Source organism: Citrobacter sp. Cpo109, assembly GCF_030332565.1.
Taxonomy (GTDB): domain Bacteria; phylum Pseudomonadota; class Gammaproteobacteria; order Enterobacterales; family Enterobacteriaceae; genus Citrobacter; species Citrobacter portucalensis.
This window is the reverse complement of sequence record NZ_JAOWHQ010000055.1, coordinates 122172-145669: the sequence shown is the minus strand read 5'-3', so window position 1 is coordinate 145669 and position 23498 is coordinate 122172. Positions and strand designations below refer to the sequence as shown.

19 protein-coding genes are annotated in these 23498 nt (G+C 54.9%); 7 read left to right on the top strand and 12 right to left on the bottom strand.

The genetic code is table 11. From position 1 onward, the window contains the following. Position 1: 1 nt before the first annotated feature. Positions 2-625, bottom strand: coding sequence for a hydrogen peroxide resistance inhibitor IprA (iprA, locus tag OGY71_RS08885; protein ID WP_003830944.1), 624 nt, complete (start codon positions 623-625; stop codon positions 2-4). 89 nt (positions 626-714) lie between these two features. Further along, on the bottom strand, positions 715-3639 hold the full coding sequence (ehaB, locus tag OGY71_RS08880) for an autotransporter adhesin EhaB (RefSeq protein ID WP_191219550.1): 2925 nt from the start codon (positions 3637-3639) through the stop codon (positions 715-717). Between the two features lie 500 nt (positions 3640-4139). Here ehaB and hemB point away from each other — a divergent pair, with 500 nt between their 5' ends. Further along, complete coding sequence (gene hemB / locus OGY71_RS08875) at positions 4140-5114, top strand: porphobilinogen synthase (RefSeq protein ID WP_003830941.1); 975 nt, start codon at positions 4140-4142, stop codon at positions 5112-5114. Between the two features lie 78 nt (positions 5115-5192). Here the strand turns inward: hemB and tauD are convergent, their stop codons facing one another. The 4 genes from tauD to tauA are packed head-to-tail and all read right to left on the bottom strand — an operon-like array spanning position 5193 to position 8612. Further along, positions 5193-6044, bottom strand: a complete 852-nt coding sequence (gene tauD / locus OGY71_RS08870) for a taurine dioxygenase (protein ID WP_193135097.1) — start codon at positions 6042-6044, stop codon at positions 5193-5195. Continuing rightward, positions 6041-6871, bottom strand: coding sequence for a taurine ABC transporter permease TauC (gene tauC / locus OGY71_RS08865; protein ID WP_063941287.1), 831 nt, complete (start codon positions 6869-6871; stop codon positions 6041-6043). The genes tauD and tauC overlap by 4 nt, the downstream gene beginning before the upstream one ends. Beyond that, entirely contained in the window at positions 6868-7635 is a 768-nt protein-coding gene (tauB, locus tag OGY71_RS08860; RefSeq protein WP_149335061.1) for a taurine ABC transporter ATP-binding subunit, read from the bottom strand. Before tauB ends, tauC begins: the two co-directional genes overlap by 4 nt. A gap of 14 nt (positions 7636-7649) precedes the next feature. Continuing rightward, on the bottom strand, positions 7650-8612 hold the full coding sequence (tauA, locus tag OGY71_RS08855) for a taurine ABC transporter substrate-binding protein (RefSeq protein ID WP_200920734.1): 963 nt from the start codon (positions 8610-8612) through the stop codon (positions 7650-7652). Between the two features lie 339 nt (positions 8613-8951). On the opposite strand from tauA, the gene OGY71_RS08850 reads away from it, so the two are divergent. The 6 genes from OGY71_RS08850 to fbpC all read left to right on the top strand — a co-directional run bounded on the left by OGY71_RS08850 (position 8952) and on the right by fbpC (position 16745). Further along, positions 8952-9581 carry a response regulator transcription factor gene (locus OGY71_RS08850; RefSeq protein ID WP_003830935.1) on the top strand — a complete coding sequence of 210 codons (630 nt, stop codon included), beginning with the start codon at positions 8952-8954 and terminating at the stop codon, positions 9579-9581. Then, entirely contained in the window at positions 9581-11122 is a 1542-nt protein-coding gene (locus OGY71_RS08845; RefSeq protein ID WP_003830934.1) for an MASE1 domain-containing sensor histidine kinase, read from the top strand. Before OGY71_RS08850 ends, OGY71_RS08845 begins: the two co-directional genes overlap by 1 nt. A gap of 85 nt (positions 11123-11207) precedes the next feature. Further along, complete coding sequence (uhpC, locus tag OGY71_RS08840) at positions 11208-12512, top strand: MFS transporter family glucose-6-phosphate receptor UhpC (protein ID WP_003830933.1); 1305 nt, start codon at positions 11208-11210, stop codon at positions 12510-12512. Further along, the gene (locus tag OGY71_RS08835) at positions 12509-13540 is read left to right on the top strand and encodes an ABC transporter substrate-binding protein (protein WP_003830932.1); all 1032 of its coding nucleotides are present in this window, start codon (positions 12509-12511) and stop codon (positions 13538-13540) included. Before uhpC ends, OGY71_RS08835 begins: the two co-directional genes overlap by 4 nt. A 68-nt stretch (positions 13541-13608) precedes the next feature. Further along, entirely contained in the window at positions 13609-15687 is a 2079-nt protein-coding gene (locus tag OGY71_RS08830; protein ID WP_063941285.1) for an ABC transporter permease, read from the top strand. An 11-nt stretch (positions 15688-15698) separates the two neighbouring features. After that, positions 15699-16745 (top strand): ferric ABC transporter ATP-binding protein, encoded by a 1047-nt coding sequence (gene fbpC / locus OGY71_RS08825; protein WP_003830930.1) that lies wholly within the window; start codon positions 15699-15701, stop codon positions 16743-16745. A gap of 108 nt (positions 16746-16853) precedes the next feature. Here the strand turns inward: fbpC and mmuM are convergent, their stop codons facing one another. From mmuM to mhpD, 6 genes are all read right to left on the bottom strand, one after another. After that, positions 16854-17786, bottom strand: a complete 933-nt coding sequence (mmuM, locus tag OGY71_RS08820) for a homocysteine S-methyltransferase (protein ID WP_206159838.1) — start codon at positions 17784-17786, stop codon at positions 16854-16856. Further along, positions 17773-19176 (bottom strand): S-methylmethionine permease, encoded by a 1404-nt coding sequence (mmuP, locus tag OGY71_RS08815; RefSeq protein ID WP_001373486.1) that lies wholly within the window; start codon positions 19174-19176, stop codon positions 17773-17775. Before mmuP ends, mmuM begins: the two co-directional genes overlap by 14 nt. Before the next feature lie 274 nt (positions 19177-19450). Then, positions 19451-20662, bottom strand: coding sequence for a 3-(3-hydroxy-phenyl)propionate transporter MhpT (mhpT, locus tag OGY71_RS08810; RefSeq protein ID WP_149281139.1), 1212 nt, complete (start codon positions 20660-20662; stop codon positions 19451-19453). 69 nt (positions 20663-20731) lie between these two features. Further along, positions 20732-21745, bottom strand: a complete 1014-nt coding sequence (gene mhpE / locus OGY71_RS08805; RefSeq protein WP_063941282.1) for a 4-hydroxy-2-oxovalerate aldolase — start codon at positions 21743-21745, stop codon at positions 20732-20734. After that, entirely contained in the window at positions 21742-22692 is a 951-nt protein-coding gene (mhpF, locus tag OGY71_RS08800) for an acetaldehyde dehydrogenase (protein WP_286613140.1), read from the bottom strand. The genes mhpE and mhpF overlap by 4 nt, the downstream gene beginning before the upstream one ends. Next, positions 22689-23498, bottom strand: coding sequence for a 2-keto-4-pentenoate hydratase (gene mhpD / locus OGY71_RS08795; RefSeq protein ID WP_286613138.1), 810 nt, complete (start codon positions 23496-23498; stop codon positions 22689-22691). Before mhpD ends, mhpF begins: the two co-directional genes overlap by 4 nt.

The following is a 23498-nucleotide window of genomic DNA, read 5'->3' as shown; positions in this document are numbered from 1 at the left end:
TTCAATACTCAAAAGGCAAACGGTTAATGCACACCAGTTTGCCTTTATTCATTTCAATGTAACCGCCTTTGCGCAATGCCGCGAGAACCTCAGCGACAACCGAGCGTGAAATTCGTGTGCGTTGGTGAATATAGTTCATAACGCCAATGCGTGAACGAAGGGCTTCATCCCATTTCGTCATAGAGATCAATGTCGCGCGGATCTGATCGTAGGAGTTGTTGCCGATCAACTGCAGATCGCGTAATTCAAGCATGGAGTTTTGCCATGCCAACCAACAAAAAGCTTCACGCCAAAGCTGGCACTCTTCAATTATATTAATTGTTTGCGAGGCAGGTAGATGGTATCCCGTACAATCGCTTTCTGTGATTAATCTGTATTGTATATCTGTTTTTATCACACCATCTGAAAGCCCCATAATAAACGGTGCCTGCGCAATACCGACCAGCACATTCTCCCCTCGCCTCAGGGAAATTACACCATTTAAAATGATAAAGGTATCGTCACTGTTTATATCACTGGAATAAATTATTTCTTTATCGTTATCACACTCAAAGTGTTTGCCATATTTTGACAAACATTTATCAAGCTTACCAAATTCCACAAGCGGTTTATTTGCAGACAACATTTGGGCATTCCTTGCAATAAATGCCCGTCAAATCCGTGACGGGCATTTTTCTGAGTTAGATTATCTTTTCTTTAACAACAAGAGATGTCTTACCAGGTATATTTAACACCAACATTTGCAGACCAGTCTTGATCAACATCGCCACCACCGAGGTAGTTAGCATCGGTGTATGCGCTGAAGTTTTTGGTAAAGCTGAACTGAGTACCCAGTCCAACACGTACCGCAGAACCTTCTACACCGTTGTCGATAGAGTCGCCGTTTACGTCAGAATCGTTGTTAGAGTCATCGTAAACGTAGGCCAGTTTGAAGTACGGGGTCAGCGCCTGGTCGTCGCTGTAGGCGAAGGTATAACCTGCATCTACACCGAGTTCATAGCGCATGCTGTCATAAGACTGACCATCAACTTTCATGTCGTTGCTCAGCTTATAATCATCACCAGACTGGAACAGACCGGATACGCTGCCGTATGGCGTTACGTAACCTGCATCACCCAGCTTCAGGTCATAACCCAGTTTCAGGCCAAAGCCCCAGGCGTCAGATGAGGTGCTGCCATCAACATACTGACCGTTGCTCATGTTAGCAGTCAAATCGTTGTTGAAGTGAGAGTAGCTTAAGTTACCGTCAACAAAGATGTTGTTGGCAAAGTGAGCAGAAGAGTAGATGTAGGCAGTCTGGCTATCCTGATCCACCTGACCGGTACGGTCGCTCATATCACCTTTCGCGAAGCCTGCTGCAGCACCGACAATCCACTTAGCGTTGTTACCATCAATTTTGGAATCAACACCGACCATGATGCCGTTAACATCCTGATCGTAGTTAATGGTGCCATTATCTGCATCGAAGCTACCACCGAAGTAGCTAACCCATGCACCACCGTTATCAACCAGACCATGACGCGCGTTAGTCAGACGAGTACCAACGGTATCTTGTTCCAGGTTCCAGATATTGGTGTTAGCAGACGGAATGCTCAGCGCCATGTTCGCGTAGTCTGTCAGTTCCATCTGCTGCAGAACAACGGTGTTACCCTGCTGCTGTGCCTGATAGGTGTAAGCACCCAGGTCAGCTTTGTTGGCTGCAGAGAAGGTCGCAGTGCTGTTCGCGTCGTTAACGTAGACCAGCTCGTTACCTTTGTAATCCGCAACAGAACCTGCGCCAGTAGCGTTGTCGATGCGGACTTTGTAGTTACCGGTTGCCGCCGCTACATGGTCACCATAGTTATCAACTTCAGACTGATCGCCTGAGGTGTCGGAATCGCCGTTACCGTTGATAGTCAGATGACCATCAGAGTTCATCGCGATCACGCCATAACCGTAGTTAGACTGAGATTCATCGTTAGTGCGATCGTTGGTCAAGTCAGCATCCAGCACATAGTTGTTGCTGTTGATGTCGAAAACACCCGCGTTAACATGGTTATAAGCGTCGGTGTAGCTGGTCAGATTCAGGGTATCAACCTGCAGCGCATTACCGGTACTGTTACCCACATCCAGAACACCGTTGTTGGTGACGTTAATGGTGTTTGCATACAGCGCAGCACTACCTACACTCCAGCCAGCAGATACGTCGTCAGCAATCGTTACAGTACTGTTGTCGATAGACAGAGTATCTGTTGCAACATGACCATCTTCGTTGATGTTCAGTGCAGAACCACCGGTCAGGCCAATAGTGTCGGAGATCAGGATAGAATCACCCACGTTGACAACCGAACCGCTGTTGATGCTCAGGGTATCAATCAGGGAAGTTTTGGTGGTATCCCACTGTGAAGCACCGTTCAGCGTGACGTTGAACAGGCCGCTCTGGTAGACAGCGTTGCCAACTACATGACCATTTTCGTCATAAGAAGTTGTGTCGCTATCGATTCCGTAGGTTGAATCCGGCCACAGGCTGTTAGCGGTGATGTCGATCAGAGTAGCGGTGGCTTCAGTGCCTGCAGCGTAGCTGTCATAAACTCCGTCACCATCGGTGTCAACCTGGTGCACAGACATTGCCGCACCGACCCACTTACTGCCATTGTTCAGGGTCAGATCCAGACGGTCAGTACCGTCCCAACCATTGGTATCCAGGTCAGCATCGGTATCACGATAAGTGTCAGCGCCGTTCGGGAAGAAGTTCTCATCGAAGTTGCTGGAGAACAGCACGTCACCCATCAGCGTGGAATTATCAAACGTGGCAGTGGTCTGCATCGCGTTATCCGCATCCGGATGTGCAATAACCGCTAATGCAATATCGTCAGCGTTCCAGCCATTACCGTTGTAGTCGCTTGCATTGCTGGTGTTACCAAACCAGCCGGTGGTACCTTCGTCAGACCATGAGCCAGAGGTCACGGTAGAATCGCTGACAGCGATAGTGTTGTTAAATACTTCACTGCTGTTTACGCCAGTGCTGACGGTATTATCGTCAATATCTGCCCACTCGTAACCCTGAGTCAGGGTAATGCCAGCGACGTGAGAGTTGGCGGAGATAGACAGATCAACTTCTTGATCCAGCGTGATAGCCGTACCCAGGTTATAAACGTCGACAACGTGCGTGTCAGCTGCGTCATTATACGTACCGTTGTAGGTATAATGTTCGTAGTTGTCATCGATAGTTGAGTTGATGACGTTCATCGCCAGGCGATCATAGTAATAGTCAGTACCCGTACGGTTAGTACAATCCGTGGTCATACATTCGGATGTCACCATACCGTGAATGGTGCTGTTTTTAATGGTCAGGCTGTTGTTATTGGTGTTAGTAGACAGCCCATCATCCAGATAATAAGTAGAAATAACGCCGTTGACAGTGGCGTTATTGATTACCGGATAAATATCACCGTTATAAATACTATCGGTATCGTAATTGTTCCAACCGACATATCCATCATAATAGACGCCATCCGCATAAGATGCGTCATTATAATGAGCAAACGTTGTGTAGGTGGTCCCAGAGATATCAGTTGAAGCATTCGCCTGAGAAGTGATTGCCAAAGTGCAGGCTAATGCTAATTGTGATACTACAAGCTTCTTTTTCCAAGTGTGCATTTGTCATCCCTCCTCAGGGACGTAATATAGTTGATCCATCAATTATCAATGCAAAGAAAACATTTTATGTTTCGCGGGAAGGATTATGCGGTTTCACAAAGGAAAGGTTCAATTATTCTTTGGCTTAAGTCCGATTACGGACAATAGACATGCAAATTATTCGAAACAGCAAACAAACGTAAAAATCATTTCTATTTTAGACAGTTACAGGCAAAGACACTGGCAAAACAATATATTAAATTTATGATTAACTTAAAAATCAAACGTCAGCAAATAAATACCGTTAAATCCCGCCACTTAATTAAAAATTAAACTAAACTAAATTCACCATAAAACTAATCACTATTTAAAATAGTCATAATTGCAAAAATAGAGATAATACATAATACCACGCATTGATAACATCACCATAACCTCGGCATAACGCCAACTTTCGTAAACCCCTCGCCCTCAGGTTCGGGTATACTACGGCCTTCGATTCCACAAACATCAGGCATACCATGACAGACCTAATCCAACGCCCTCGTCGCCTGCGCAAATCCCCTGCGCTGCGCGCTATGTTTGAAGAGACAACACTCAGCTTAAATGACCTGGTGTTGCCGATCTTTGTTGAAGAAGAACTCGACGATTACAAAGCTATCGACGCCATGCCCGGCGTGATGCGCATTCCAGAGAAACACCTGGCGCGCGAAATCGAACGTATTGCTAATGCCGGTATCCGCTCGGTCATGACCTTCGGGATTTCTCATCACACCGATGAGACCGGCAGCGATGCCTGGAAAGAAGACGGTCTGGTGGCGCGCATGTCGCGTATCTGTAAGCAGACCGTACCAGAAATGATCGTCATGTCCGACACCTGTTTCTGTGAATACACCTCGCACGGTCACTGCGGCGTATTATGCGAACACGGCGTTGATAACGACTTAACCCTTGCTAACCTCGGCAAACAGGCAGTCGTTGCCGCAGCAGCGGGCGCAGATTTCATCGCCCCTTCCGCCGCAATGGACGGCCAGGTACAGGCTATTCGCCAGGCGCTGGACGCCGCGGGCTTCACCGATACCGCGATCATGTCCTACTCCACCAAGTTTGCCTCTTCTTTCTACGGCCCGTTCCGTGAAGCCGCAGGCACCGCGCTGAAAGGCGATCGTAAAACCTATCAAATGAACCCGATGAACCGTCGGGAAGCGATTCGCGAATCGCTGCTGGATGAAGCCCAGGGAGCAGACTGCCTGATGGTGAAACCGGCAGGCGCGTATCTCGATATTCTGCGTGATATCCGCGAGCGCACCGAGCTTCCGATTGGCGCTTATCAGGTCAGCGGTGAATACGCGATGATCAAATTTGCGGCGATGGCAGGTGCAATAGATGAAGAGAAAGTGGTTCTGGAAAGCTTAGGCTCGATCAAACGCGCTGGCGCGGATCTGATCTTCAGCTACTTCGCACTGGATCTGGCTGAGAAAAAAATCCTGCGCTAATCACATTGTTGCCGGATGGCGGTTTCGCTTTATCCGGCCTACAGATCGTAGGCCCGGTAAGTCAAACGCCGCCGGCAATCATCCCGCCCGATAAAACGGCTTGTCTCCCAAAATTGTCGCCCGGTGCATAATGCGCCTCTGTGGCAGATAATCCGCATTCGCATAATGCTGCGTCACGCGATTATCCCAAATCGCCACATCGTTGGGCTGCCAACGCCAGCGCACCTGAAACTCCGGTTTAGTGATATGCGCGAATAAAAAACTCAGTAACGCCTCGCTCTCTTTTTCCGTGACATCGACAATTCGCGTGGTAAATCCTTCATTCACGAATAGCGCCTGCTTCCCGCTCACCGGATGCGTACGCACCACCGGATGCAACAGGGGCGGATGCTTCGCCACCGCTTCCAGCCAGCGCTGATGCTCCTCTGGCGTCTTGCGGTATTTATATTCCTGAAATGATTTACGAAAATCATGTTCTGCCCGCAGGCCGCTCAGCAACTGGCGAAACGGCTCAGACAACGCATCATAAGCGGCAATCCCACTGATCCACAGGGTGTCTCCCCCGGTCGATGGCAGCTCTTTTGCAGCCAGAATCGCCCCGGCAGGCGGCGTGTCGATAAAGGTCACATCGGTGTGCCAGTTATCGTTATCCGGCGGATTATCGTTATGGGTATCCAGCACGATAATTTCCTCTACCCCTTCGGCATGCGGATAGACCGGATGAATATGCAGATCGCCGAAACGCAGCGCCAGTGCGCGCTGCTGTTGCGGCGTAATCACCTGCTCACGCAGAAACACCACCTGGTGGCGCAGTACCGCGTGATAAAGCTGTTCAAACTGATTATCGCTCAGCGGACGCGTTAAATCCGCACCAGTGATTTGTGCGCCAATATACGGCCCCAGCGGGGTAATGCTCAAACGTTCACTCATTGTACTTCTCCATGCCAGGGCGTCAGGCGACGCTGAATCGCGCGCAGACCCAGTTCTAAAATAAATGCGATAACGGCAATGACCGCGATCCCTGCCAGCACCACATCCGTTGCCAGAAACTCACCGGCTGACTGCACCATAAATCCTAACCCTCGCGTGGCCGCGATCAGTTCAGCTGCCACCAGCGTCGACCAACCCACGCCAAGCCCAATGCGTAACCCGGTGAGGATCTCCGGTAATGCCCCCGGCAAAATAACAAACCACAGCACCTGCGCACGGCTGGCCCCCAGCGACTGTGCGGCGCGCACTCTCACCTGCTGCGCACTTTTCACCCCCGCCAGCGCCGACATCGCCACAGGGGCGAAAATCGCCAGATAGATCAGCAGGATCTTGGAGGTTTCACCGATGCCAAACCAAATGACCATCAGCGGTAAATAGGCCAGGGGAGGAACCGGACGATACAGTTCAATGATCGGATCGAGAATGCCGCGCATCGTAGGACTCAGCCCCATCGAGATCCCAACCGGAACGCCCAGCAGCACCGCCGCCAGCAGCGCGATAACAATACGCGTCAGACTCGCCGCCAGATGCTGCCACAGCGTTGCATCCATAAACCCTTGCGGCCCGGCAATGACGAGCAGCTTTTGTAAAACCTGTCCCGGTGGCGGTAAAAACAACGGACTGATTAACTGCAGCGCCGCCACCGTCCACCACACCGCCAGAATGACGGCCAGCGTACCGAGGCTTAAGGTAATCTGTCGCGAAAACGGCCAACGCCAGTTCAGCACCCGCTGGCGACGGGGTTTATCATTAATCACCACGCTCATGAGAATGCCTCCCGTTGTTCAAAGACACGACCTAACACGTACTCGCGCATGGCGATAAACTGCGGATCGGACTTAATGCTGCGGCTCGACTCTCCGGCCACAAAGCGACGGGCAAAATTGAGCGGCAGACGCTCCAGTACCCGGCCAGGGCCTGGGGACAGCAATACCAGTTCTGTCGCCATAAATACTGCTTCTTCAATATCGTGGGTAATCAGCAGCACCTGTTTACCGGTCTCATGCCACAGCTTCAGCAGCAGGGTTTGCATCTGCTCGCGAGTAAAGGCGTCGAGCGCGCCAAAAGGTTCATCCAGCAGCAACAGCTGCGGGTTGGCCGCCAGCGCCCGCGCAATGCCGACACGCTGACGTTGTCCACCGGAAAGCTGCCAGATAAAGCGTTTTCCCGCGCCCTCCAGCCCGACTTTCTGCAACATATCCAGGGCAATACGCTGGCGCAGCTGCTTGTCCACGCCCGCCAGTTGCAGACCAAAAGCCACGTTGTCCTGCACGTTACGCCAGGGCAGCAGACCTTCATTCTGGAAAACGACCCCGCGATCTGCCCCCGGACCGTCAACACTGTTACCCGCCAGCGTGATGCTGCCATGCTGATACGGCACAAACCCGGCAATCAGATTTAACAGCGTGGTTTTCCCGCAACCGGAAGGCCCGAGTACCACCAGCAGTTCACCACTATCGAGCGTCAGGTTGATATCCTCCAGCGCCGGTTTTCCAGCGTAGCTGGCGGCAAGATGAGAGATTTGCAGCATCATCGCCTCCTTATTTATTGCACGAAGCGATCGGTAACGTACTGGCTGTAATCTGTCGCGACAGCGGGGACTTTGCCCTGCTCTTTAAGGAACTGCGCGGTGTCGATAATCGCTTTGTTCACTGGGCCGGTTAGCTCAGCGGTTTGCTGTTGCTGTGTCAGGTAAGTGTTACCTTTCACCAGCCCCGGTACATCCGCCTCCGGTACGCCGCTCAAACGCGACAGTTTGCTGATATTCTCCGGCTGCTTCAGCCATTCATCAGGATTAGCGATATAAGGCTGCTGGGCATCGATAGCGCTTTTGGCAAAGGCTTTCACCACCTCAGGATGCTTCTCGGCAAAATCTTTGCGCACCACCCACACGTCAAGCGTCGGTGCTCCCCACTCGCCAACCTGTGAGGAGTCCGTTAACACCTTACCGTCTTTTTCCAACGCATTGACCGCAGGTGCCCAGACATACGCACCATCAATATCTCCGCGCTGCCATGCGGCAATAATCGCCGGTGGTTGCAGGTTCACAATCTCCACCTGGCCGGGTTTAATCCCCCAATGTTTCAACGCCGCCAGCAGGCTGTAATGGGTGGTGGAAATAAACGGCACGGCAATGCGTTTGCCAATCAAATCTTCCGGTTTACTGATGTTTTTCTTCACCACCAGCGCTTCAGAATTGCCGAGCTTTGATGCCAGTAGGAAAACCTCAATAGGCACCTGCTGGCTGGCAGCGACCGCCAGCGGGCTGGAGCCAAGATTACCGATCTGCACATCACCGGATGCCAGCGCACGAACGATGCTCGCGCCGCTGTCGAATTTGCGCCAGTCAACGGTCGCCCCGCTCTCTTTGGCAAAGGTGTTGTCCGCCTGCGCCACTTTGGCAGGTTCGGCGGAGGTCTGATAAGCAACGGTGACGTTCACCGCCTGCGCCTGAAATGCGATGAATGCCAGTGCGGCAAGAAGTGCGTTACGCGATGAAATAGCCATGATTGTCTGCTCCCCTGTCTTGTTATGGAGGCAGTATTTCGTTGCGGCACAATTTGATAAAGGAATTAAAAATTCTGGTTAATAGCGATCTGTTTTTAGAAAAAAAGCGGCAATAGTTAGCTATTTCGCTCATTACAGAACGTAGGCCGGATAAGGCGCTTGCGCCGCCATCCGGTAATCATATGCCTGATGCGCTGCGCTTATCAGGCCTACACTCGCTATAACACCCGGCAAATTATTGCGATTTTGTTACATTCGTTACATATCCGCGCCACGGTGATTGCCAGCGCGGTGATGGCAGGCATCATAGAGACCATTGTCAGGCAAGAGAGCAATATCATGATTCATGTTGTGCTGGTGGATGACCATGTGGTGGTGCGTTCCGGCTTTGCGCAATTACTCAGTCTCGAAGACGATCTTAACGTTACCGGTCAGTACAGCAGCGCAGCGGAGGCCTGGTCTGCACTTCTGCATGATGACGTCAGCGTCGCGGTAATGGATATCGCCATGCCGGATGAAAATGGTCTGAGCCTGTTAAAACGACTGCGGGCGCAAAAGCCCGGTTTTCGCGCCATCATTCTCAGCATTTATGACTCGCCCACGTTTGTGCAAAGCGCGCTGGACGCTGGTGCCAGCGGTTACCTGACCAAACGCTGCGGCCCGGAAGAACTGGTGCAGGCGGTACGCTCGGTAGGTATGGGCGGTCATTACCTGTGCGCCGATGCTTTACGGGCACTACGCGGCGGCGAGCAGCCCGCGCAGGTCCTGGAAGTTCTGACCCCGCGCGAGCGTGAAGTTTTTGATCTGTTGGTCAAAGGCGACAGCGTAAAAGAGATCGCCTTCAAGCTCGACCTCAGCCACAAGACGGTGCACGTTCATCGGGCGAACGTGCTGGGCAAACTGCAATGCCACAGCACCATCGATCTGGTGCATTTTGCCCTCGACCACCAGCTATTAACGGGGCATTAATGTCGCGTAACCTTCGGCATTGGGTTATTTCTCTGTTTATTCTGCTGGCCTGGGGATCGGGCTGGCTGATGCTGTGGACGCTGGGGTTTTACCTGACCCACAACGGCCAGCAGGCGGCGCTATTTCTGCCGCACGGCGTCTATCTCGCGCTGTTAATTCTGCTTTCTCGCCGTTACTGGCCCGCACTGGTGCTGCCCCCCCTGCTAATGTTGTTCTGGCTGCACAGCGAGCAATTACTGAATGGCTATATCCTGCTGGCTGCGCCGTTAATTAGCCTGATTCCGGCGAGCATCGGCCAGTCATACTGGCACCGCTTTCCCCTTTACTGGCAACGCTTAACGCTGCTGCTGGCCGCCGTAACGCTCACCTCATTGCTCAATACCGCCCTGCTTTCACCGTTTATCCAGAGCCCGGCAACGTTGATTGGCCTGGCGTCGTTTACCGGCGGCGTGTTGCTGACGCCGTTTGTCTATCTGATCTATGAATTTCTGCGCCAACAGCACCGCTATCATCTGCTCGGGCTGGATACCACCAATCCCCCACTGCGCACCTCGCTTATCATCTGGTGTAGCCTGTTTTTTATTATTGGCATCGGTACTCAGATGGTGCTGTCGCCGGAGATCGAGCGCCTGTTGCTGATCGTGGTGTTCTTACCGAACGTGGTGATGGCGTGGAAATTTGGCTGGCAGGGCGGCGTGTTGTCAGGATTGCTCGGCAGTATGATGATCACCATCGCCCGGCAAATCGGCGTCGGGTTCAGTAACTTACTGGAGCTGGAGATTTTCCTCGCCACCCAGGCGCTGCTCGGCATCGGGCTGGGGATCGCCATCAGCCGCCAGCAGCATCTGGCGCAAAATTTGCACCATTATCGCCAGCGTCTGGAAACCGAACTGGCGGCGCGTCGCGCGCTGACCGAACAGCTGATCCGCACCGAAGAAAACACGCGCAAAAGCCTGGCGCGGGAACTGCACGACGAAATTGGTCAGAACATCACCGCCATTCAAATTCAGTCGCAACTGGTCAAACGCGCGCCAGGCCCTGAGCAAACGCTCGAAGCAGCAAATCAGATCAACAACCTGGCCCGGCGTATTCACCATTCGACCCGCCAGCTACTTCGTCAGCTGCGCCCACCCGCGCTCGATGAACTGTCTTTTAAAGATGCACTACATCATCTGGTGAATGAATTTGCTTTTGCTGAGCGGGGTATTCGCTGCCGCTTTGATTATCAGCTAGAGAATACGCCAGAAAACGAAACGGTGCGCTTCACGCTGTATCGCCTGTTGCAGGAGTTACTCAATAACGTATGCAAACATGCCGATGCCAGCGATGTGTCGATTACGCTGCGACAGCGGGAACATTGCTTGTTTCTGGACGTCGCTGACAACGGCGTTGGTATTCTGCCAGAAAAAATCCCCGGTTTCGGTATCCAGGGGATGCGTGAACGGGTGAGCGCCCTTGGCGGTGAACTGACGCTCGAATCAAACAACGGCACGCGGGTAATTGTTAACCTGCCCACAAATTTGCAACAAACCAGCCGCTAACCAGGAAAAAGTCTTAGTCACTGCGGACTTTCTCTCATCCCCTTTTGCTTTCACTTTCCTATAGTCAGCACAAACGGAGACTGCCATGCATACACGCTCAGCCAGCGAAACAGACCAACAATACCGGGCGCTACGCCCCCGGCTGCTGATGTGTATGGTAATTGGTTACGCCGCGTTTTATCTGACGCGCAAAAGCGTTAACTACGTCCTCCCGGCACTGCAAACGGATCTGGGTCTGGATAAAGGCGATATCGGCCTGCTTGGGTCACTGTTTTATCTGACCTATGGTTTGTCGAAATTTACCGCTGGGCTGTGGCACGACAGCCACGGACAGCGGGCATTTATGGGAATTGGCCTGTTTGCTACCGGCGTTTTAAACGTGCTGTTCGCCTTTGGGGAATCGCTGACGCTGCTGCTGGTGGTCTGGACGCTGAACGGATTTTTTCAGGGCTGGGGCTGGCCGCCCTGTGCCCGACTACTGACCCACTGGTACTCGCGCAACGAACGTGGCTTCTGGTGGGGCTGCTGGAATATGTCGATCAATATCGGTGGCGCCATTATCCCGCTGATTAGCGCTTTTGCCGCCCACTGGTGGGGCTGGCAGGCAGCCATGCTGGCACCGGGGATAATCAGCATGGCATTGGGAATCTGGCTCACCCTGCAATTGAAAGGCACGCCCCAGGAAGAAGGATTACCCACGGTTGGGGAATGGCGGCATGACCCGCTGGAGCTACGCCAGGAGCAGCAAAGCCCGCCGATGGGGCTGTGGCAAATGTTGCGCACCACCATGCTGAAAAACCCGATGATCTGGTTGCTCGGCGTGTCGTATGTATTGGTCTACTTGATCCGCATTGCGCTCAACGACTGGGGCAATATCTGGCTGACGGAAAGCCACGGCGTGAATCTGCTCAGCGCCAATGCCACGGTGATGCTGTTTGAAGTTGGCGGCTTGCTGGGGGCGCTGTTTGCCGGATGGGGATCGGATCTGCTGTTCAGCGGTCAACGTGCGCCGATGATTTTGCTGTTCACGCTGGGGCTGATGGTTTCCGTCGCCGCACTGTGGCTGGCACCAGTGCACCACTACGCGTTACTGGCAGTGTGTTTCTTTACCGTGGGCTTTTTTGTGTTTGGCCCACAGATGCTAATTGGCCTCGCAGCCGTTGAATGCGGACACAAAGCGGCGGCAGGTTCAATTACCGGTTTTCTCGGGCTTTTCGCCTATCTGGGGGCCGCGCTGGCGGGTTGGCCGCTGTCGTTGGTCATAGAACATTACGGCTGGTCGGGAATGTTCAGTTTGCTCTCGGTTGCCGCTGTCTTTATGGGTTTATTGCTGATGCCGTTGCTCATTGCGGGCATTACCCCTTCTCTCAGTCAAAGGATAAAACAATGAAACTGACGCTTACCTCTACCCTGATTGCTTCCGCTCTGACGCTGGCGGCCTTCAGCAACGCAGCCCAGGCGCAGGGCCGCCTGGTGGTGTATTGCAGTGCCACCAACGAGATGTGCGAAACCGAAACCAAAGCCTTCGGTGAAAAATATGATGTGAAAACCTCATTCATTCGCAACGGCTCGGGCAGTACGCTGGCGAAAGTGGATGCAGAGAAGAAAAACCCGCAGGCGGATGTGTGGTACGGCGGTACGCTGGATCCACAATCTCAGGCCGGTGAAATGGGTCTGCTACAGCCGTATAAATCACCAAACCTCGAACAGATCATGGAGAAATTCCGCGATCCCGCAAAGGTCAAAGGTAACCTCTCTTCGGCGGTTTACGTCGGTATTCTGGGCTTTGGCGTTAATACCCAGCGCCTGAAAGAGAAAAACCTGCCGGTGCCAAAATGCTGGAAGGATCTGACCAAACCGGAATACAAGGGCGAAATCCAGATTGCTGACCCGCAAAGCTCCGGTACCGCCTACACCGCGCTGGCGACCTTTGCTCAACTGTGGGGCGAAGATCAGGCCTTTGATTACCTGAAACAGCTCAACGCCAACGTCTCTCAATACACCAAATCCGGCATTGCCCCGGCGCGTAACGCTGCCCGCGGTGAAACGGCTATCGGCATCGGCTTCCTGCACGACTACTCGCTGGAAAAAGAACAGGGCGCACCGCTGGAACTGATTTCTCCATGCGAAGGCACCGGTTATGAAATCGGCGGCGTCAGCATCCTGAAAGGTGCGCGCAACGTCGACAATGCCAAACTGTTCGTTGACTGGGTGCTGTCAAAAGACGCGCAGGAGCTGGCGTGGAAGAAAGGCAAATCCTATCAGATCCTGACCAACACCACCGCCGAGACCTCCCCTAACTCGCTGAAGCTCGACGACCTGAAGCTTATCAATTACGACATGGATAAGTACGGCTCGACTGACGTACGTAAGGCGTTGATCAATAAGTGGGTTAGCGAAGTTAAGATGGGTAAATAAGCCCACGTTGCGTTCATTTGCCGGGTGCGGCGTAAACGCCTTACCCGGCCTACATTACCGGAAACGCTATGTCACACACACTTGCACTCCATCCCGTGAAAAAACGGGATGCGATATTTCTTTGGGTTTTGCTCGGCTGGCTGGCGTTTGCCCTGCTGCCGAGCTGGAGCCTGGACTACGGTCTGCTGGAGTCAACGCGGGAAGAAATACTCGCCGCCTACGGCTGGTCGCAGTTCAATATCAGTTGGCTGTGGTATCTGCTGCCAAGTCTGCTGCTGGTGCGCCCATTCCATGAAGCCGGGCGCGAACAGCGCAGCCGCCATTATCTTGACGCGGGTTGGGCATTTTTCTGTATGGCCTTTATTGTCGCCAGCGCCACCCTTGAGGGTCGCGGCTTAGGCTATGCCACCATCGTGCTGTTTGTGGCGCTTGGCGCAATCATGACCCTGGCGCTCACCCGCCTCGAATGGCTGGGCGGTGACCGTTTCGTCATCGGCTCGCTTACCGCGATTGTCGCGCTGATCGGTATTTTTATCGTCTGGCCAAGCATCGCCATTTTCATTCCGATGTTCACCAACGACGCCGGGGAATTTGCCCCGCTGGCATTTATGAATGTGCTGTCGCAGGCGCATATCATTCAGGTGATCCTCAACTCGATTATGCTGTCGATTGCCGTCGGCGTCGGCTGTACCTTCTTTGGTCTGGTACTGGCTATCTACACCACCCGTATCGCCAGACGCAGCGCCATAATCGGACGTATCTTCTCGATTCTGCCGATCGTCACTCCGCCGTTTGTCGTCGGTTTAGGCGTCACGCTGATGATGGGACGCTCCGGTTACATCACCGAGTTTATGGTCGAATGGTTTGGTTTAACCAACACCAACTGGCTGTATGGCTTTACCGGCATCTGGCTGGCGCAGGTTCTGGCCTTTACGCCGATGGCGTTTATGATCCTCGACGGAGCAATCAAAACCATTCATCCGTCGCTGGAAGAAGCGTCATACACCCTGCGTGCCAGCCGCTGGCAGACCTTTAACGGCGTGTTTGTCCCGCTGCTGAAACCCGCACTGGCGAACGCTTTTTTAATCGTAGTGGTGCAGTCACTGGCCGACTTTAGTAACCCGCTGGTGCTCGGCGGTAACTTCGACGTGCTGGCAACGCAAATCTACTTCTACATCACCGGTTCGCAGCTCGACTACCAGGCCGCCAGTACGTTGGGAGCCTTCCTGCTGCTGTTCTCGCTGCTGGTATTCTGCGTGCAGTATATGTGGATTGGTAAACGCTCATACGTCACCGTTTCCGGCAAATCCTACCGGGGCGACGTACAGCCGTTGCCTGTGACGCTGGTATGGAGCGTGGTCGCACTGCTGGCAGTGTGGATTGCCTTTAACGCCCTGCTCTACGGCAGCATTTTCTACGGCAGTTTCACCGTCAACTGGGGCGTGGACTACACCCTGACGCTGGCGAACTTTACCAAACTGTTCGGTCAGGGGATGAGCGACGGCGCGTGGCCTTCACTGCTCGACACCCTGCTCTACGCCGGGATTGCCGCGCCGATCACCGCGATCTTCGGCCTGCTGATCGCATGGATCGTGGTGCGCCAGCAGTTTAAAGGCAAGAAGACCATCGAGTTCACCACCATGCTGTGCTTTGCCGTTCCGGGCACCGTCGCGGGCGTATCGTACATTCTGGCCTTTAACAGCGCCCCGGTGTATCTCACCGGCACCGCCGCCATCGTCATTATCTCGATGGTGATGCGTAACGTCCCGGTCGGTATCCGCGCAGGCATCGCGGGCTTAGGCCAAATCGATAAATCGCTCGATGAAGCCTCGCTCAGCCTGCGCGCCGGTTCGCTGCGGACCATTACGCATATCCTGCTGCCGCTGCTGCGCCCGGCGATCCTTTCGGCGCTGATTTACAGCTTTGTGCGCGCCATTACCACCGTCAGCGCCATTGTGTTCCTCGTCACGCCGGATACCCGCGTAGCGACGGCCTACATCCTGAACCGCGTGGAAGATGGCGAATACGGTGTAGCGATTGCCTACGGTTCCATTCTGATCGTGGTGATGCTGGCGATTATTTTCATCTTTGACTGGCTGATCGGCGAATCACGTACCTCCCGTTCAAAAGCCAAAAACCAGGCGTAATGGAGCGCACTATGACTCAGAAAAATTTCGTTGAACTGCGCAACGTCACTAAACGATTTGGCAGTAATACGGTAATCGACAATATCAACCTCACCATCCCGCAGGGGCAAATGGTAACCCTGCTCGGCCCGTCCGGCTGCGGCAAAACCACCATTTTGCGCCTGGTTGCCGGGCTGGAAAAACCGAGCGAAGGGCAAATTTTCATTGATGGCGAAGACGTCACCCATCGCTCTATTCAGCAGCGCGATATCTGCATGGTGTTTCAGTCCTATGCCCTGTTCCCGCATATGTCGCTGGGAGAGAACGTCGGTTATGGCCTGAAAATGCTCGGCGTACCGCGCGCAGAGCTGAAAGCCCGCGTCAAAGAGGCGCTGGCGATGGTGGATCTGGAAGGATTCGAAGACCGCTTTGTCGACCAGATCTCCGGCGGTCAGCAGCAGCGCGTGGCGCTGGCCCGCGCGCTAATCCTCAAGCCGAAAGTGCTGCTGTTTGATGAGCCGTTGAGTAACCTCGACGCCAACCTGCGTCGCAGCATGCGCGACAAGATCCGCGAGCTGCAAAAGCAGTTTGATATCACCTCGCTGTACGTCACCCACGATCAGAGCGAAGCCTTTGCGGTTTCTGATACCGTGCTGGTGATGAACAAGGGACACATCATGCAGATCGGCTCACCGCAGGATCTTTACCGCCAGCCCGCCTCCCGCTTTATGGCGAGCTTTATGGGCGATGCCAACCTGTTCCCGGCTACCTTCAGCGACAGATACGTTGATATCTACGGCTATCATCTGCCGCGTCCGCTGCACTTTGGTACGCAGGGCGAAGGGATGGTCGGTGTGCGCCCGGAAGCGATCACGCTCAGCGATCGCGGCGAGGAGAGCCAGCGCTGCGTGATCCGCCACGTCGCCTATATGGGGCCGCAGTATGAAGTGACGGTGGAATGGCACGGGCAGGAGATTTTATTGCAGGTCAACGCTACGCGCCTGCAACCGGACGTCGGCGAACAGTATTATCTCGAAATCCATCCGTACGGCATGTTTGTTCTGGCGGATGCGGCATAACGTTTTGTGGCTTTGTAAGCCGGATAAGGCGCTTGTGCCGCCATCCGGCAATGCCTGATGCGCTGCGCTTATCAGGCCTACAATGAACGAAGTAGGCCCGATAAACTCTCAGCTTCGCGCTTTTAGCGCGGCGATATCCGCAGGCGTGGTGCGACAGCACCCGCCAATTAACCGTGCGCCAGCGGCCTGCCACTGCGGCAGATAATCCGCCAGTTGCGCGCAATGCTCACCGTGATGATGCCAGGTTTTGCTCACCGCATCGTACTGCTCGCCCGAGTTCGGATACACCACCAGCGGCAGCGCCGTTAAACCGTGTAAATGCTGCAACGCAGCGGTGGTGTTTTCCAGCGCAATGCAGTTAATGCCTAGCGCCACCACCTGCGGATAACCCGCCAGCAACGCAACCACGTCACGCAGCGGCGTACCGTCGCTCAGGTGCTCGCTGTCGCACAGGGTAAATGAGAACCACGCCCGCGCACGCGGATATGCGGTCAACAGCTCAGCCAACGCCTCAATCTCGGCAAAATTCGGCAGGGTTTCGCAGGCCAGCAGATCGGCCCCGGCATCCAGCAAGGCTTCCATGCGCGGGCGATGAAACGCCTGGAACGCCTCAACGCTACAATGATAATCGCCACGGTATTCAGAGCCATCCGCCAGATACGCGCCGTAAGGCCCAACGGATCCCGCCACCAGCAGCGTTCCTGCCTGCGGGTTCTCTGCCAGATACGCTTCACGGGCTTTACGCGCCAGCTCCACGCTTTTGCCAATCAGCGCTTTCGACTGCGCTTCATCCAGACCTCGCGCGGCGAAGCCCGCCGGCGTCGCCTGATAGCTGGCAGTGATCGCGCATTGCGCCCCCGCCCGGTAGTAATCAAGATGCACTTCGCGGATAAGCTCCGGGTTTTCTACCAGCACTTTGGCTGACCACAGGCTGTCGGCTAAGTTACACCCTCGCGCTTCCAGCTCCGTCGCCATCGCGCCATCCAGCAGCAGGATATCCTGTTTATCAAGGAGAGCGCGTAACGGATTATTCTGCGACATGTTCTGGCTCCTGTTTTGCGTTTCGGGGTTGAGTAAGGAAATAAGCACCATAGCACAACGCAACAAACGGTAACCCGCACCACAACGCAATTCTCTGCGCTGGATCGAATGCCAGCCCTACACAGGCCACCAGGCACAGCACAAAACCTAATACCGGCACCAGCGGATACCACGGCGCGCGATAATGTAATTCACTCAATGCCTTACCTTGTTGCAGATGACGGCGACGAAAAACAAAATGCGAGGCGCAGATGCTCAGCCACACCGCCACCACCGCAAACCCGGAGATTGCCGACAGCGCAACAAATACCGTGTCCGGGGCCACCACGCTGGAAAATAGCGCCAGCACACCACCGAGCATACTGACCGACAGCGCCGTCAGCGGTACACCGTTTTTCGTTACTCGCGCAAAACAGGCAGGTAGCGTACGTTCATTCGACAGCGACCACAGCATGCGCCCGGAAGCATACAAACCGGAGTTCGCTGCAGAAAGAATAGCTGTCAGGATCACGAAGTTAAAAATATCAGCGGCGTACGGGATCCCTACTTTCTCAAATACCAGCACAAACGGGCTTTTCTCCACGCCCGCCTGCTGCATCGGGATCAGCGCCGCCAGCACAAACACGGTGCCAATGAAGAAAATAATCAGCCGCGCAATGGTGGTACGAATCGCCACGGGGATAACCTTGCGCGGGTTTTCCGTTTCACCGGCGGCAATGCCGATAAGCTCGGTCCCCGAAAAAGCAAAGTTCACTGCCACCATAGTCATCAAAATCGGTAAGCCACCGTGCGGGAACCAGCCTTCTGCCGTGATATTACTCAGCCCCGGCGCGGGCGAGCCATCCTGCATCGGAATAAAGCCGAAAATCGCCGCCCCACCGAGGATGATAAAGGCGATGATAGTGACCACTTTGACCAGCGAGAACCAGAACTCCCCTTCGGCAAAAAAGCGCGTGGAGATAACATTCAGACCAAAAATAATCGCGCAGAACACCACGCACCAGACCCATACCGGCACCTGTGGAAACCAGTACTGCATACAGAATCCAGCGGCGGTAAAGCTCGAACCCAGCGCCACGGTCCAGGTCAGCCAGTAAAGCCAGGCCACGGTATACCCGGTAGCCGGACCAAGATAGCGCGCGGCATAAACGTGAAACGCTCCGGTCTCCGGCATCGCGACCGACAGCTCGCCCAGACACTGCATAACCAGCCAGACCACCAGCGCGCCAATCAGATAGGCCAGCAGCGTTCCCGCCGCTCCAGTGGTGGAAATGATGTACCCGGTATTGAAGAATAATCCTGTGCCAATCACGCCGCCCAGGGAAAGCATAATCAGGTGACGCGTTTTCATTGTGCGCTTCAGTGGCGCATTTTGTTGTGTTGTTTGCATATAACCTTCTAAACGCATGGACATCTAAACATCCAAAGAAGGTTTGTTATACCGCGTTTGTTAACAGAATGCAAAGTCAACCCTGCACCAGACGCAGATGCCCGCGCCGGGCGCTTAATAGCGGTTGGGGATTAATAATCAGATACAAAAAGGGCCGCCAGCTCATAACGCCTCCGTTGCCATGTTTTATCTAAACTTTGGCAACACAGTTGACTGACGGCGTTAACCCGGAAGTGGGAATCAAATCTCCCCACTCCCACAACCGGATGAATGCTTAAGCACCGCTGGCCGGGATCGGCATCTGCGATTTGCGGCTCATCAGAATAAATACCGCCAGGCCTGCCAGCAAAATGCCCGGTGCAGAAGCCGCCATCACCCCTACCGTTCCGGTACCGAGCGCTAACATTTTCCCTGCCAGCAGCGGACCGCTCATCGCCCCCAGACGCCCGACTGCGACGGCGGTTCCCACGCCTGTGGCGCGGATCTGCGTGCTGTAAAACAGCGGCGCCAGAGCATACAACACGCTTTGCCCGCCGGTGGCGAACATCCCCGCCACAAATCCCGCCATTAGCATGCCGCTCAATGACGACACCGTACCCAGCGCCAGCAGTGAAGCCAACATCCCGGTGTAGATCAGCAGCGACATCACCACCGGGCGCAGTTTATCCATTAACGCCCCGAGAATTAACGTGCCGCTGGCCGCGCCAATTTGCAGAGCAAACATTACGCCTGCCGCCTGCGATGGCCGAAAGCCCTGCTCCACCAGCAGCATTGGCAGCCAGTTGATCAGCATATACACCACCAGCAGGGTGAAGAAATAGCACAACCACAGCAGCAGCGTGGCACTCGCCGTCGCTGGCGCAAACAGGGCCCGCAGCGGTGCGACGGCCACTTGCGTTTGTTGGGTATAAACCTGTGATTCCGGCAGCCAGCGCATCAACAGCGGCACCAGCAGCAGCGGGATCACCCCGCCTACCCAAAACACCGTTTGCCAGGCGGAGGCCAGACCGCTAAACCCGAGCGCTGCCGCCAGCGCCGCACCAATCGGCACACCACAGTACATCAGACTCACCGCCGTACCGCGAAAACGCGGGCCCGCCGCCTCGGAGGTCAGCGCGATCAGGTTCGGCAACGCCGCGCCCAGCCCGACACCTGTCATCAGACGGGCAAATACCAGCGATGAGAAATCCCAGGAAATCGCCGTCGCCAGCGAGAACAGGCCGAACAGCGCCACAGAGGCAATGAGAATACGCTTGCGGCCGTAGCGGTCAGCCAGCATGCCACCCACCAGCGCGCCGGGCAGCAGCCCGAGAATGCCCGCACTGAAGATCCAGCCCATCTGCATTTTATCCAGCGCAAACGCGTGGGCGATACCGACGGCAGCGATACCAGCGGCCTGTAAATCCAGCCCTTCCATCAGGGCAACTAAAAAGCAAAGCCCAACAGTCAACGTCAGGCGGTAAGATGCGGGGGTACGGGTCGTCATAAGATGTCCCTCTGAGGTCACGATGCAGGTGAATCGCGGCTGATACGTTGCCAGCCGCGTAATCATTTTTTATTTGCGGTTGCGCAGGTCCAGCGCCACGTCGACGATCATATCTTCCTGGCCGCCCACCATCCGACGTTTGCCCAGTTCCACCAGAATATCTACTGCGCTCAGGCCATAGCGTGCTGCCGCCACTTCGCAATGACGCAGGAAGCTGGAGTACACCCCGGCATAGCCCAGCGCCAGCGTTTCACGATCCACCCGCACCGGGCGGTCTTGTAGTGGACGCACTAAATCGTCGGCGGCGTCCATCAGTGCGTAGAGATCGGTTCCATGCTGCCAGCCGAGTTTTTCCGCAGCGGCGATAAACACTTCCAATGGCGCGTTGCCCGCGCCTGCGCCCATCCCGGCCAGGCTAGCGTCGATACGGTCACACCCCTCTTCTACCGCGGCAATGGAGTTCGCCACGCCAAGACTCAGGTTGTGATGCGCATGCATTCCGGTTTCCGTCTCCGGCTTCAGCACCGCTTTCAGTGCGCGGAAGCGGGCGCGAATATCGCTCATGTTCATTGCGCCGCCGGAATCGACCACATAAATACAGGTCGCACCGTAGTTCTCCATCAGCTTCGCCTGCTGTGCCAGGTTCTCCGGTGTGGTCATATGGCTCATCATCAGAAAGCCGACGGTATCCATGCCAAGCTCACGCGCATACTGAATATGCTGGGCCGACACGTCTGCTTCAGTGCAGTGGGTCGCCACGCGCACTACCCGTGCGCCGGCCTGATATGCATTTTTCAGGTCATGAATAGTGCCGATACCCGGCAGCAACAGCGTGGCAATTTTGGCATGCTTCACCACGTCCGCCGCCGCTTCAATCCACTCCAGATCGCTGTGCGCACCAAAGCCGTAGTTAAAGCTGGAACCTTGTAAACCGTCGCCGTGGGCCACTTCAATAGAATCAACCCGTGCGTCGTCCAGCGCTTTGGCTATCTGGCGCACATTCTCCAGCGAATATTGATGACGAATAGCGTGCATACCGTCGCGCAGGGTCACGTCAGAGATATAGAGTTTTTTACTGTTCATGCTGCTTCTCCTGCCTGACGAGCGAGGGACTGCGCCATCTTCTCAGCGGTCGCCAGCGCGCTGGAGGTCATAATGTCGAGGTTGCCCGCGTAGGCTGGTAAATAGTGCGCCGCGCCTTCCACTTCCAGATACACCGCAGTTTTCAGCCCAGAGAACTGGCCGATACCCGGCAGATTCACCGGTTTATCCTCCGGGATGACTTCAAACTGGACACGCTGTTTCAGGCGATAGCCCGGCACGTAGGCCTGCACCGCCGCCGCCATCTCATTAATAGACGCTTCAACTTCAACCTCAGAGGCCGCTTCGCTCAGCACATACACCGTGTCACGCATCCTCAGCGGCGGCTCGGCCGGGTTAAGGACAATAATGGCTTTGCCTTTTGCCGCGCCGCCGACCACTTCAATCGCCTTCGAGGTAGTTTCGGTAAACTCGTCGATATTGGCGCGGGTACCCGGCCCCGCCGATTTACTGGCGATCGAGGCGATAATCTCGGCGTAATGGACTTTTGCCACGCGAGAAACTGCCGCCACCATTGGGATGGTTGCCTGTCCGCCGCAGGTCACCATATTGACGTTCTGCTGATCAACGTTGGCTGCCAGATTCACCACCGGCACGCAGTAAGGACCGATTGCCGCGGGCGTCAGATCGATCAGGCGGATGCCTGGTTTAACGGCACGTAGCGCGGCATCGTTCTTCACATGCGCGCCTGCGCTGGTGGCGTCAAACACGATGTCGATATCGGCGAATTCCGGCATGGCGATAAGCCCTGTCACCCCTTCATGGGTGGTGGCAACGCCCATGCGTCGGGCACGCGCCAAGCCATCAGATTCTGGATCGATACCGACCATCACCGCCATTTCCAGATGCACGCCGTGACGCAGAATTTTTATCATCAAATCGGTACCGATGTTGCCGGAGCCGATAATGGCGACTTTACGCTTACTCATGACTGACTTCCTTTTGTAACCGCCGCTGAAAAGGTGGCGGCGACTGAACCAATACCGTCGATATGGGCTTCGAAACGATCGCCCGCATTCACCGCCACCATCGGGCCTAACGCTCCGGTGAGAATAATGTCTCCGGCACGCAGCGGCTCGCCGAGGCTGGCCATTTTGCGCGCCAGCCAAACGGCAGCGTTGATCGGATGTCCCAGGCATTCGCTGCCGCGTCCGCTGGAGACCTCTTCGTTGTTGCGCGTCATTTTCATCGCGCAGTTTTTCAGATCTAATCCTGCCGGACGCTGCGCCGGACCGCCGACCACATACACGCCACAGGAGGCGTTATCCGCCACGGTATCAACAAATTTGATCGACCAGTCGCGGATACGGCTGCCGACCACTTCCAGCGCGGGAAGTACCCACTCGATGGCGTTGTAAAGCTCGTCAAAAGTGGTGTCGGTATTGGGCAGATCGCGGTTCAGCACCAGCGCAATTTCGGCTTCAATACGCGGTTGCAACACACGGGAAAACGGGATGGTTTCGTTATCGCCATAACACATATCAGCAAACAGCGTACCGAAGTCCGGTTGATCGACACCCAGCTGTTGCTGCACTTTCGGGTGCGTCAGCCCCACTTTGCGCCCCACCACGCGACGCCCGCGCGCCACGTCGTACTGCACGTTGATGCGCTGAATGGCGTAGGCCGCTTCGGCGTTATCCACACCAATTAATTCACGCAGCGGGGCGATGGCTTCCCCTTTTTCTTCAGCCTGACGTAAATCGGCGGCTAGCTGCTCAATATTACGATTCGTCAT